This window comes from SAR324 cluster bacterium, assembly GCA_029245725.1.
In the GTDB taxonomy this organism is placed as follows: domain Bacteria; phylum SAR324; class SAR324; order SAR324; family NAC60-12; genus JCVI-SCAAA005.
In genome coordinates this window covers 1-12,792 of record JAQWOT010000201.1, presented here as the reverse complement: position 1 = coordinate 12,792, position 12,792 = coordinate 1, and the positions used below count along the sequence as shown (strand labels likewise).

General features: G+C 47.6%; 10 protein-coding genes. 1 reads left to right on the top strand and 9 read right to left on the bottom strand.

The genetic code is table 11. From position 1 onward, the window contains the following. Positions 1 to 13: 13 nt before the first annotated feature. The 9 genes from P8O70_10610 to lon all read right to left on the bottom strand — a co-directional run bounded on the left by P8O70_10610 (position 14) and on the right by lon (position 11,873). Positions 14 to 697: a hypothetical protein gene (locus tag P8O70_10610; protein MDG2197324.1), complete on the bottom strand. Its 684-nt coding sequence runs from the start codon at positions 695 to 697 to the stop codon at positions 14 to 16. 31 nt (positions 698 to 728) lie between these two features. Continuing rightward, positions 729 to 2,249 (bottom strand): DUF2225 domain-containing protein, encoded by a 1,521-nt coding sequence (locus P8O70_10605; GenBank protein ID MDG2197323.1) that lies wholly within the window; start codon positions 2,247 to 2,249, stop codon positions 729 to 731. A gap of 131 nt (positions 2,250 to 2,380) precedes the next feature. Next, on the bottom strand, positions 2,381 to 3,265 hold the full coding sequence (locus P8O70_10600; protein ID MDG2197322.1) for a 50S ribosomal protein L11 methyltransferase: 885 nt from the start codon (positions 3,263 to 3,265) through the stop codon (positions 2,381 to 2,383). Beyond that, complete coding sequence (locus P8O70_10595) at positions 3,262 to 3,531, bottom strand: hypothetical protein (GenBank protein MDG2197321.1); 270 nt, start codon at positions 3,529 to 3,531, stop codon at positions 3,262 to 3,264. The genes P8O70_10600 and P8O70_10595 overlap by 4 nt, the downstream gene beginning before the upstream one ends. Continuing rightward, entirely contained in the window at positions 3,518 to 4,702 is a 1,185-nt protein-coding gene (locus tag P8O70_10590) for a glycosyltransferase family 4 protein (GenBank protein ID MDG2197320.1), read from the bottom strand. The genes P8O70_10595 and P8O70_10590 overlap by 14 nt, the downstream gene beginning before the upstream one ends. A 6-nt stretch (positions 4,703 to 4,708) precedes the next feature. Continuing rightward, a complete protein-coding gene (gene asnS, locus P8O70_10585; GenBank protein ID MDG2197319.1) occupies positions 4,709 to 6,100 on the bottom strand; it encodes an asparagine--tRNA ligase in 1,392 nt (463 codons plus the stop codon). Further along, the gene (locus tag P8O70_10580) at positions 6,097 to 7,449 is read right to left on the bottom strand and encodes a hypothetical protein (GenBank protein ID MDG2197318.1); all 1,353 of its coding nucleotides are present in this window, start codon (positions 7,447 to 7,449) and stop codon (positions 6,097 to 6,099) included. The genes asnS and P8O70_10580 overlap by 4 nt, the downstream gene beginning before the upstream one ends. 35 nt (positions 7,450 to 7,484) lie before the next feature. Then, positions 7,485 to 9,428, bottom strand: a complete 1,944-nt coding sequence (gene thrS / locus P8O70_10575) for a threonine--tRNA ligase (protein MDG2197317.1) — start codon at positions 9,426 to 9,428, stop codon at positions 7,485 to 7,487. Between the two features lie 48 nt (positions 9,429 to 9,476). Next, positions 9,477 to 11,873 (bottom strand): endopeptidase La, encoded by a 2,397-nt coding sequence (gene lon / locus P8O70_10570; protein ID MDG2197316.1) that lies wholly within the window; start codon positions 11,871 to 11,873, stop codon positions 9,477 to 9,479. A 190-nt stretch (positions 11,874 to 12,063) separates the two neighbouring features. Here lon and P8O70_10565 point away from each other — a divergent pair. Beyond that, the coding region (locus tag P8O70_10565; protein MDG2197315.1) for an ABC transporter substrate-binding protein at positions 12,064 to 12,792 on the top strand (729 nt) is incomplete at its 3' end.

Below are 12,792 nucleotides of genomic sequence, written 5' to 3'. Positions count from 1 at the left end.
TCCAAAGCTTTGCTCACAAAGCTACTCCCCAACGATAGCGTAGACCTACCCCAAGTATGTTAGAGCTGGTGTTGCGCACACCATAAAGGCCATACCCGGCAGAACGATGATGAATCCGGAAAGACAATTCAGCTTCTGGAAGTTGCGGCGGAGCTAAAGTGATATCTAGCGTCAGCAAATTCATAAAGTGTTTGGAGGGCCTGCCTTCGGTTCGCTCTTGATCTGGAATCTTGGAAGCGTAAGAAACTCCTTCAGCAAAGCCAATTGTGGTCTTCACATAGCGATCCCATCGAAAGTTCTTCCATCGGAATATTACAGAGGGGCCAATCTCGTTGATCACTTTCGTTTGGCTTTCTCGATAGTTGATGCTCAGGGCAGCTTCCAATTCCGTAACGTAAGGTTCCAAATAATGGAACCACCAAAGCTTCCTTGATATTCGACGTGCGACTTCCACTCCATAAACTAGCTCATCTGTGTTTGGGTACGCCAAATCCAGAGCTTTGGAAGGATCGTGTGAATCCGTATAGTTGATCAAACCGATGTCATCTAAGTTACTTTGAGCTGTCTGTCCCTTGAACAGCAATAGCCCCCAGGCATCTTCAAAGACTTGAGCACAAACTGGTTGGATAGGCAGCAGGAAAAAGCCTAGGCCTCCCACTAGCAAAAGCAGAAGGCGAAGCTTTTGGAAGAAATACATGTAGGAAGAGAAATGTCTTCGTAGGTAGGACTTACTCAGGCAAATGGAAGGTTTTCAGTTTTTCTTCGGAGTACTCTTCACGATCGTCATAGCACTTTTTTAACGCCTGCTGCGATACAGAAAGCACCTTAAACTCTTCAGATTCCTGATCCAATTTTCCTTCGGTGTCATAGTTATCCATAAACTTCATCAGCCCTCCAGCCCCCTGGAAGTCTTTGAAATACACTTTGAGCCTAAAGAGCAGTAAACAAGCCTTGATGATCTCGACCTTATCAAGTTGTTCAAAAATTGGTTCGAGCCATTCAATGATTTCCTTCAGTGCTGCCTTGGCTTCATCGATTCGACCTGCCTCCGAGAGCATTTCAGCTTTCACCATATTCAGTGAGGCCATTTTACGCACGTTGGCATACGGTGTGTCTGCAACCTCCGACAATCGTTTATGGGTCTCCATCGCTAAATCGTAGCTGAGCAATGCCATCTCAAGATCTCGTTCTTCACTCATGAATGCTGCTGGATCTTTTATTTTTTCTAGCAAGCTCTGCATTCGCTCTTCCCATCCTTCCTGGAACTGCTCTACGTTGAAGGGAGCGTCCCGGTTAGACTGTGAGCGGAAATGCTCCAAAACATTGGTAGAGAATCCACAGCTGGTACAACTCGTCACATCCAGCAGATTAAAATCGCAGAAGTCCATAGATCCGGAAGGACTTAGGTACTTTGGAATCCCAAAAATATTCTGTTTGGTAATCATGCTCCTGGCGCGCAAAGACCAAAAATGAACCTTATCATTGCCGCAAGCAAAACAATTGACGATACGCCCAGTCAACGAGGATTTCTTCGGTGTGAGCCGATCATTAACTGTTGAGACCTCGTAACGATCTGGGAAGAGGATCTGAAGAATACCGTGTTGGTCCCCCAGTCTCTGGACGATGTCTACGCGAATCGAGACACTCTTCTCATCCCACTTTTCCTGGCGCTGTCCAGTCACCCTGCCTTCAACACGATCGTAGAATTCTTCCTCTGAACCCGACTTGGAAATCTGGATATAAACCGGCATGTTGGGAACCATCGCCCGAGGGTTCCGGAAAGTACAACGGGATTCCGAGAGCGAAGTGAGTCGCACTAGAGAGGCATTCTTACCAGCAGAGATTTTTGCCAATGGTTTGGTTGCTTCCAGCATTGACCGTGCTGTCTTCCATAGCTTCGTAAGGATATTGCTGGTGAAGCCCAACAGACCACCCGCATAGACGAAAAAGGTGATTTCCGTCTCCGACATTTTCCCATCTACAACCATCAACTCCGCAAGATACTTGAGAATAATAAATGATTGCTTAGGATCAATCTTTCGTGCTTCCAGCGATGGTGTCTTGCCTTGGCGCACAACAGCCATGATGCCATTCACCTGATCACGATCTTCCAGAAAAGAAATGGCCTCTTTAAGAAATTCGAGCTCTGAGTCATCCACTCGACCATCGGCCACAATCATGCCGGCAATAGCCCGTGCAAACCAAATTTTCTCCTCAATGGACATAGCTTCAGTGTTAGGCAATTCCATGGGATTTCTCTCCTTTCGTGATTACAGAATAAGCATCCATGAGCAGCAAAGCTCACAGCAACCAACAATTTTTCAAGTTGAGCAAGAGTAACCCCATCTTTGGGGAGACGCAAAGAAAAAGCTGTGTAACCTTAGAACTTGCCCGCTTCCCGGTAAGCAAAGGCACTCCAACCTTCTGCCTCTGTCGAAGCACAAATGCGCAGGCCATATTTCGCTAAGGCGGTTGCAAGTGGTTCTTCCTGCTCTGTCAGAAGACCACTACAAATCAGGGTTCCACCAGCTGCTGTCAATCTTGCCAAATCTACCACCACAGATTTTAGTTCCTCTAACAACATATTGCTGATTACCAGTGGCGCCGGTTTGTTAATAATGTTGGCCGTACCAACAACGCCCCAAAAATGTTGACCCCGCTGATTCAGTTCAAAATTGTGAAGAGCCTCTGGCAGGACTACCGGATCATTGTCACAAGCTATAATTTTTGAAATTCCGAGACGAGTCGCAGCCAAGCCAAGAATGCCCGACCCTGTACCCACATCGATAAGACTGGTCGGCACCTGAGCTTCCTGCAAAATAACCAGTTCGAGCATCTCCAGTGCCAAGCGAGTAGAGACGTGGGTTCCTGTTCCAAACGCCTGTCCTGGCTCCAGCCAAATTACCTGACGATTCTCAGGCAGGTCCTTTTCGTACCAGACAGGTGCAATCAATAGAGTTCGACCGATTTCTACAGGCTGAAAATGATCATGCCAACCCAAACGCCAATTTTCATTCGGGCAGAGTCGATACTCTACTAACTCTAGTTTTCCAACTGCTTTTGGATACTCGTTACGAAAACGAGAAATCCACTCATCAAGTGCTTGTGGTTCGGTCAGGTAGCATTTCAGTCTTTGTTCACCATCAGCTTCTTGAAGAATTTCGCAGCCAGCTACACCCTGTTCAAAGCAAAAGCCTGTCCAGAGATCCGCCAGTTCCTCTGCCACGCTGAATACGCCTTCCTGATAGTTCTCCAGACTAGTCACTCGCGCGTCTTATCAAGATAGACTTTAAAACCATCTTCCAATAGTCCTCGCAAACGTGGATCTTTTTTTTCCTCTGCCAACTTGCATTGCTGACAGCGGCAGTTTACATGATGTGTCTTTTGGAATCGTTTGATACGTACCCGAGTCAGGTCTTTTCCCTCCGTTTGCATCTGACGCAGCACCTTCTCCACTTGTTCTATGACCTTGTGCAGAACAATTTCCTCATGCTTTGGGAAACCACGTTCTGTGGATTTACGGCCGAACATTTGCCTCTCCTGTTACCAGTTGGGACCGTAAGTGTTGCCAGCTTTGCTCATAAACTGACAATGTCTGCTCTAGCAATTTATTCGGATCAAAACATTCCAAAGACTGCTGACGGGCATTCTTACCGAACTCTGCAATGCGTTCCGGACTTTCCAGCATCCACTCCAGAATTTCGGCCAGGGCTTCTGCACTCTTGTCTTTTGTGATCCGGCCTGTGACACCATCCTGAATGATCTCAGGTAGAGCTCCGGTAGGAAAAGCAACCACAGGCGTCCCCACAGAAAAAAATTCAACAGCCACACGACAAATCACTTCAGAATCGACAGAACTAACCACGCCAATATCAGTGTGACGCATAATTTCCAGAACATCCTCGCGATAACCATACAAGTAGACATTCTGCTTGAGATTCGATTCAGCCAAATCTTGCAAAAGCCCTTGCCATTCTGCTTCTGTCTCATTCGTATCTCGATAGAGCATCAGCAGCACTATGTCTGGAAAACGCTTTCTTAGTGCGGCAAAACTTTTTAAAAGAATCCTTTGCCCCTTGACTGGCCGAATACGTCCAACAATACCAATGACTCGACAATGCCTTGGGATACCCAATCGATCAAGACACTCTAATCGAGATTGTTGAGCCTCACTTTCTCCCTGTGAGTCAATCGAACTTGGGTTAACAGGATAGTAGATGACCTGCAGACGCTCTGATGGAAGATTGAGGACCTGGCGAAGTTGGGAAGCGATCACCTGCGCAGGTACAATCACGGACTCAATCCAATCCTCATGTAACTTACGATTTAGCCAATGATCACGAAGTGGTCGAATTGTACCGCGAGTACGGATTAACACAAAACTTTTCAGCCGTTGCCGAAGCAACACGAGCAGGGGGAATCCCTCGGATCGGTGGGCATTGACAATCTGAATTTGCTGTTCCTCAATCAGGGATTGCAGCCGTTGGTAAGCCCGCCAAAGTTGCCAAGGATTTGAAGAACTAAGTGGGATGTCCGTAATGATTGGCAGGTTCCAATTACGCAGCTTAGTCTCATTCAGAGAATTGGGGAGGGTCAGCACCCAAACTTTATGCCCAGCATTCAGTAATTCTCTTGCGAGAGTAGCTGCATAGGCAGCCTCCGCATTCCACCAGCGAACGTTGCTGGTGATCAGGATCCGCATCAAGTCCTAGAAATCGGCATGGCCGGGCACTCGTGGGAAGGGGATCACGTCACGGATGTTCTTCATGCCTGTAACGAATTGAACAATTCGCTCAAAGCCAAGGCCAAAACCGGAGTGAGGCACAGAACCGTAGCGACGCAGATCTAGGTACCAACCATATTCTTCCTCTGGCAAATCTAGCTCACGAAGACGCTTTTGTAGTTGTTCGAGGTTGTCTTCACGCTGGGAACCTCCGATGATCTCCCCAATTCTTGGAAACAAGACATCCATTGCTGCCACTGTGCGATCATCTGGATTCTGCTTCATATAGAATGCTTTGATGTCACGTGGGTAGTCTATCAAAACGACTGGGCAGCCATAGTGCTGCTCTGTCAGATAACGTTCATGTTCTGACTGTAGGTCTGCACCCCATTCTACTGGAAACTCGAAGGGCTGTTCTGATTGCTGGAGGATATCAACCGCTTCCGTATAAGACACGGTCTGGAATTCGGATGAAACAATGTGCTCCAACGTTGCGCAAAGCTCTGGATCATACATTTTCTGCAGGAACGCCAAGTCTTCTGAGTGGCGTTCAAGGCAGCTGCTGAGCAAGAATTTCAGAAAGTCAGTAGCTAGTTGAACCAGATCCAACAATTCACAGAAAGCCACCTCTGGCTCAATCATCCAAAACTCAGCGAGGTGCCGGGATGTGTTGGAATTTTCTGCGCGAAACGTTGGCCCAAAGGTGTAGACATCACCAAACGAACACGCAAATGCTTCTATATTCAACTGGCCTGACACTGTTAAGAATACAGGACGACCAAAGAAGTCAGCGCTGTAGCCGGGCTTGCCCTGAGCAGTTAGGTGTAGTCGTTGATCTAGTGACAGAGTCGTAACTTGAAACAATGCCCCTGCCCCCTCTGTATCGCTGGCAGTGATGATTGGTGTGTGAATGTAAAGAAATCCACGTTCCTGAAAGAAACGATGGACTGCATCAGCGAGTGTATTCCTAATTCTGAAGACAGCACCAAAAGTATTGGTTCGTGGTCGGAGGTGGGCGATTTCACGCAGGAATTCGAGGGTGTGACCTTTTTTTTGAAGTGGGTAGTCCTCTCCTGGTGACCTCCCGTAAATTCGGATCTGCTGAGCTTGAACTTCAAAGGCTTGTCCCTTGCCAGGAGATTCAACCAGTTGACCAATCACTTCAACCGCTGAGCCAGTTGTTAATTTGGTGATCTCTTCATAATCGGGCAACTCTGCATCAGCGATGATTTGGATTCCTGACTGTGTTGAGCCATCATTCAAATTGAGGAAAGAAAATTTCTTTGAATTTCGTACTGTTCGTAGCCAACCTCGTAGACAAATCTCCTGACCAACCAAAGCCGAAGACAGTGCTGCCAGACGAGTCCGTTGACTCATAGCATGCCCCGCAACTTCTTAGACACATCAATCTCAATACTCTCGACCAAGCCCGACAATTCTTTGACATCCATCAGTATGCTCTTGCGATCCGGCATGATCGCATAAAGGTACTTGACGTATTCGGGCAGCATCTTCAAATAGACCTGGTTTCGGTCAAAACGAATTTGCTTACTCAGGAAGAGTTCCAGTTGACCCCTGGACATGTGCTTAAAGACATCAATGAAACCTGTTGAGCAGGTCTCTAACTCCTTACTGACATCTTTTGGATAGAAGTCAGAAAACCGCTTGCGAGAGGTCATGATTCTAGAAAACAGCAGCATCGTGATACAGACCACTGTACCGTTCACCCAATCAATCCCGTACATCCCCACATATCCGAGTAAGAAATAGCATGCACCGATGATCGAACCCGTCAATTGAAGGGCAAGGCGCACTCTTTCCACAGCCAAAAACTTGAAGTTATATTTGCGCTCTTTAACGAAGAACCCGAGGCCGTCTGTGAAACTATCAACTCCCATCACCAACTCTTCTGCTGAAGCCAGTCGATTCTGGAGTTCTGTCTCGAGTTGCTTCTTTTTCTCGGCTGCGCGCGCATTGAGAATTTCCTGGGAGACATAACGCTTCGTGGCCTTCAGTTTCTCGACCAGCACTCCAAGGAATTCGAATGGGTTCTCCGAACTCATCTGGTTTTGCTTGAACTGTGACTTAGCCTGTAGATAGTTGATGACCTCATCATAAAGGCGCAGGCGTTTCTTGCGTGCCTTCTTAGAACCTGTACGGCCACTGCGAGCCTCATATTCCGCATCTTCCTGGGCTTCAATGACCATTTCCTTGCGAATCAGAAGCGTAAAGATTTCGGAACAGACGTCGCCATGATTTTTGTTCATGTCGAACATCTTGGAAAAAATCTCACATATCACATAACTGGTTCCCGAAAATTTGCGATCACCAATCTCTACGTCTGACTTCTCCATGTTGTAGAAAGACTCCAACAGGTAGTCGAGCATATCTTGTACGTAGCCAACGTAGTCCTCAGTGTTGACACTTTCATTGACGAGAGCCACCCAGCTGAGAGCTGCAAAACGCTGTGTCTGCTCGTTGTCGAGCAGCATCTCAAGGGCATCAATGAAGTAGGGAAGTTTCTTAAGTGTATTCGTACTGGTGTAAATGAAGTCCGAGACCGTGACAGCGGCCGCTTTCGGATCTACCTCTTTCTCGAAGAGAACGACCATTCGGGTCGCTAGATCTTTGGCAAAACTCTCCGGAATCGCATCCTCGTCAGGCCCTCCTGACCCTTCACCTTCTTCATCCAGAAGATCATCATCAAAATCAGTATCTTCTCGCATACTTCCTCATGTTCAGCACATGTATGGAATTGGCTTCATCGCAAAGTTGGCGGTGTCGCTTCCGCTTGCAATTGAACTAAAAAATCTTCGAAGAGTAGCGTCTGTTGTTCTTTAGAGCCTAGTCGCCGAACCGTCACAGTTTCTTCTTCGGCCTCTCGTCTTCCTAGTGCTAGTAGTACCGGCACTTTCTGTAGGCTGTGTTCCCGAACTTTGTAACTAATTTTCTCATTGCGCAAATCAACCTCAGCACGTAGGCCCGCAGCCAATAGTTGGTTTTGCAAATCCAGTGCATAGTCATTGGCTTCTGTGACGATCGTTGCCAAGACAGCCTGTGTCGGAGCCAGCCACAATGGGAAGCGTCCAGCAAACTGTTCAACCAAAATACCTAGAAACCTCTCAAAGGAACCAAGAATCGCACGGTGCAGCATCACAGGTCGGTAGCGCTGTCCATCTTCTGCGACATAGTTTGCATCAAGGCGTTCTGGCAAAACAAAATCCACTTGCAGAGTTCCACATTGCCAATCACGACCAATTGCATCACGCAACACGAACTCTAGTTTTGGCCCATAGAAGGCGCCTTCTCCTGGATTCAGAGTGTAATCCTGACCAGCAGCTCTTGTTGCCGCTAGCAGCGCTGATTCTGCACGATCCCAAATCTCATCAGAACCAGCACGAACCTCAGGTCGGTCTGAAAATTTTACGCGGAAACTTTCGAAGCCAAAGTCCTGATAGATGGTCGAGAGCAACTCAATGAAAGCCTTGGTTTCTCCCTCAATCTGGCTCTCTGTACAGAAGATGTGTGCATCATCCTGAGTGAAAGCACGTACGCGCATCAATCCGTGTAGCGCTCCATGTGGTTCATAACGATGGCAAGAACCAAACTCGGCAAGACGTAACGGCAGGTCACGGTAGCTCTTGATTCCCTGGCGGAAGATCTGCACATGCCCTGGACAGTTCATAGGTTTGAGAGCCAAAGCGCGTTGATCTTCGCTATGTCCCTTGCCACCTTCATCCACTTCGGCAATGAACATATGCTCCCGAAATTTTTCCCAGTGACCTGATTTCTCCCAGAGCAATCGGTCCACCAACTGCGGGGTCTTGACCTCTACATAGCCTGCTTTTTCCAAGCGCTGACGCATGTACTGCTCACAAATTCTGTACAACGTCCAACCCTTTGGATGCCAAAATACGGAGCCTAGGGCCTCGTCTTGGAAATGAAACAACCCCATCTCACGACCAAGTCGTCGATGATCTCGCCGCTCTGCTTCCTCCAGTTGATGCAGATAGCCATTGAGTTCTTTTTCATTGGGCCACGCGGTGCCATAGATGCGCTGAAGCATTGCATTCTCAGACTTCCCACGCCAATAGGCTCCTGCTAGTTTCATTAATTTAAAACCCTGCCCCAAACGGCCTGTTGAAGGTAAGTGGGGCCCTCGGCATAAGTCGATGAACTCTCCCTGGCGATAGAGGGAGATCACTTCATCTTCTGGGAGATCACGAATGATTTGTGCCTTGTAAATCTCTCCTTGCTCTTCAAAAAAAGTGATCGCCACATCCCGCTCCCAGACTTCTCTTTGAATAGAGATATCTTCTTTCACTAACTCTCGCATCCGGCCTTCAATCCGCTCCAAATCATCAGGAGTGAAGGACTCTTCACGGGCAAAATCATAATAGAAACCATTCTCAATCACCGGACCAATAGTGACCTGAGTTTCTGGGTAGAGTTCTTTGACGACCTGGGCCATCACATGTGCCGCATCATGGCGCAGCAACTCTACGCCATCGGGCTGAGTTCGTGTTACGATTTCGATCTGTGCCTGATTGGGCAATTCTAGACAAATATCACTGAGCTGTTCATTGATACGAACAGCCACTGCATCTTGTGCTAAGCGGCGACCGATGCTGTTAGCTAGGTCCAATCCTGTGGCACCTTCAGGTAATTGACAAGATGAACCATCGGGCAGGAAAACTTCAATCATGGGAAAATGTCATTGCGGGCTGTTGGAAAAAATATCGTTGTGATCTGGTCAGACAACCGTTTCAGTACCATCTGTTGGAAGCTCTTCTCCAGCAGTGGTTGGCACCTCAAGTAAGGCTGGGTGATGTTCCAAGGCAATGTTGAGGGCGTCATTCACGTTATGTACCGCTCTAATTCGCAGTCCGTCTGTAATTTCGGCTGGAATTTCAGCCAGATCTTTCTCATTTTCCACAGGGATTACAACCGTTGAAAACATGCCCCGACGAGCAGCTAGTAGTTTCTCCTTCAACCCACCTATTTCTGTAACATGTCCCCGGAGAGTGATCTCACCTGTCATCGCTACTTCGTTACGAACTGGGATCTGGGTAAAAGCACTAACAATCGCTGTGATCAACGGTAACCCAGCAGACGGACCATCTTTGGGAGTCGCACCTTCCGGCAAGTGAATATGTAGATCTCGCTTTTTGAAGAGCTTATGATCGATGCGAAGTGACTCCGCATTGCTGCGCACCCATGAATAAGCGGCTTTGGCGGACTCCTGCATCACATCACCCAATTTACCAGTCAGGGACAATTTACCACCTCCAGGCATCAGTCCAACTTCCACCAGCATGGTTTCTCCACCCAGTGAAGTGACACCTAAGCCCATTGCCACGCCCACCTCGTTATGATCGTTCTTGCGATCCCTTGGTGGATGTGGCACCCCCAAGCACTTGTGCACTAATTTCGGTGTCACCATCATGTTCTTCTTCTCTTCAGAGCGAACCAACTGGGTAACTACTTTCCGACAGATCTTACCAAGCTCCCGCTCCAGATTGCGCACGCCAGCCTCACGAGTATAGCTTCGAATCACTTCTTCTACCGCAGCTTTGCGGAAACGCAACTGTTCAGCTATCAAACCGTGTAGTTTTCGTTGTCTTGGAATGATAAAATCTTCTGCGATTCGAACTTTCTCCAGTTCAGTGTAACCTGACAAGCGAATCACCTCCATCCGGTCCAGCAAAGGAGCGGTGATCTGCTGAGTAGAATTGGCAGTGCAGATGAAAAGTACGTCTGACAGATCGTATTCAACTTCTAGGTAGTGATCCGTGAAAGTGTTGTTTTGCTCTGGATCCAAAACTTCAAGCATAGCCGCTGAAGGATCACTGATCACGCTTTGGTAGAGTTTATCGATTTCATCAATCAACAGTACTGGATTGTTGCTACCCGCTTTGCGTAAAGACTGAATGATTTTCCCTGGCAAGGCACCGATGTATGTTCTACGGTGACCACGGATCTCTGCCTCATCACGCACGCCTCCCAGACTCATCCTGACAAATTTCCGATCCAACGCTCTCGCAATCGACTTTGCCAATGAGGTCTTGCCCACTCCTGGAGGACCCGTTAAACAGATGATCGGCCCTTTCAAAGAACCTCGCAGGTGGGCTACCGCAAGATATTCGACGATGCGCTCCTTGACCTTATCCAGTCCATAGTGATCCTCATCCAAGACTTTCTGTGCACGAATTAGATCAAAATTATCTTGGGTCTTCTTGCTCCAAGGCATAGAGACGAGCCACTCCAGATAATTCCGAACCACGTTAGCTTCAGAGGATAGTGGTGACATCATCTGTAATTTTTTCAGTTCCTTACGAGCCTCTTCCTCCACACCCTCAGGCATTTTTGCTTCTGTGATCTTTTGATCTATTTCCTCCGACTCTGTCTGTCCATCGTCGGCCTGGCCCAATTCTTTCTGAATGGAACGTAGTTGATCCTGCAGGTAAGTTTCTTTTTGCGAGCGAGAAATTTGCTCTTCCACCTGTTTTTTCAGCTTATCTTCCAAGCGGTTGATCTCCAACTCGCTTCTCATAAATTGACGCACCAGTTCAAGACGATGACGTAGTTCAAGGGCTTCGAGGAGTTGTTGTTTCTGCTCCCTACCAATATCCAAAACTGGGGCGATCAGATCAGCTACTAACAAAGATGAAGCTTTCTGCAGTCGTTTGCGAGCCTCCTCTCGAGCCTTGTTTTTTACCAATTTAGTATATTCATCGAACATCTTCCGAACATCATCTACCAGGCTACGCATGCCGTCTTCCTCACCTTCTTCCAGTTCAATCAAACGAATTCTAGCCAGGTATTCATTACGCTCCAAACTGCTCTCGAGGAGTTGTGCTCGCTGCTCTCCCTCGAAGAGAGCCTTGACCGTTCCATTTGGCAACCGCATCACCTGTAACACTTTCCCAAGAACACCATACTCGAAAAGATCTGACTGTTTTGGGCTCTCGACGTTTGGATTGCGCTGAGTAACAACAAAAATATGACGATCTTCACTAAGCGCACGGTCCAAGGCTTCCATCGAAGCTTTTCGGCCTACGAAAAAAGGCGTAGTCATTCCTGGAAAAATGACTTCTTCCCGCATTGGGAGCATCGGAACTGTTCTGATCTCAGCATTCGCAACAAACATGGAACTGTCTCGGTTGAAGGACTCAAGATTGATTGGAAAGACTTAATATATTAGAGAAAACATGCTCAAGGAACAAGTTCTGTAATTCAGTCACTGATCATGAGTTGCATTGTTTTATCGACATTCCCCCAGCAAGCCGATAAAGTAAATATCTACTGACTTTGCTAAGTTTTCAATATGGAGAACTGCTATGAAGCGACTACTCTGCTGGGGATTCTGTGCCCTATCGTTTTTGTGGGTCAGCTCGGTTGCTGCCAATGAAGAATTACCATTACGCCATGCACTGGCCATGAATGGTGAACCTAAATATTTAGCGGACTTCACCCACTTCGAATATGCAAACCCAAACGCACCCAAAGGAGGCCAACTTCATCAGAGTGTGATTGGCACCTATGACAGCTTTCATCCTTTCATTCCGAAAGGTGTCGGTGCTGAGGATATAGGACTGATCTATGAAACCCTAATGACCAGTTCGCAGGATGAGCCTTTCACCGAATATGGCCTCCTCGCAGCACATGTTCAGATGCCTGAAGACCGCTCTTTTGTGATTTTCCATCTGCACCCAGATGCAAAGTTCCATGATGGAGTGTCAGTCAAGCCTGCTGATGTGATTTTCACCTTCAATTCACTGTTAGAGAAAGGTGATCCCTTTTACAAGAAATATTATAAAGATGTGCAGTCTGTGACTGATCTTGGTGAAGGACGAGTACGCTTTGACTTTGGGGATAGCACCAACCAAGAATTGCCTTTGATCGTAGGCCAGCTCCCTGTACTTCCACAGCACTATTGGGAGAATCGAGACTTTGGAGAGTCAACGCTGGAACCTCCCTTGGGAAGTGGTCCGTACCGCATTGCCGAGTTCGAAGCTGGCAAGACGATTACCTACGAACGTGTGCCAGACTATTGGGGTAAAGATCGA

What these genes read in the sequence shown, in the direction of transcription:
- P8O70_10605 (MDG2197323.1), bottom strand. Translation starts at nt 2,249, where the DNA reads ATGGAATTGCCTAACACTGAAGCTATGTCCATTGAGGAGAAAATTTGG.
- P8O70_10610 (MDG2197324.1), bottom strand. Translation starts at nt 697, where the DNA reads ATGTATTTCTTCCAAAAGCTTCGCCTTCTGCTTTTGCTAGTGGGAGGC.
- P8O70_10580 (MDG2197318.1), bottom strand. Translation starts at nt 7,449, where the DNA reads ATGCGAGAAGATACTGATTTTGATGATGATCTTCTGGATGAAGAAGGT.
- lon (MDG2197316.1), bottom strand. Translation starts at nt 11,873, where the DNA reads ATGTTTGTTGCGAATGCTGAGATCAGAACAGTTCCGATGCTCCCAATG.
- thrS (MDG2197317.1), bottom strand. Translation starts at nt 9,428, where the DNA reads ATGATTGAAGTTTTCCTGCCCGATGGTTCATCTTGTCAATTACCTGAA.
- P8O70_10595 (MDG2197321.1), bottom strand. Translation starts at nt 3,531, where the DNA reads ATGTTCGGCCGTAAATCCACAGAACGTGGTTTCCCAAAGCATGAGGAA.
- P8O70_10590 (MDG2197320.1), bottom strand. Translation starts at nt 4,702, where the DNA reads ATGCGGATCCTGATCACCAGCAACGTTCGCTGGTGGAATGCGGAGGCT.
- asnS (MDG2197319.1), bottom strand. Translation starts at nt 6,100, where the DNA reads ATGAGTCAACGGACTCGTCTGGCAGCACTGTCTTCGGCTTTGGTTGGT.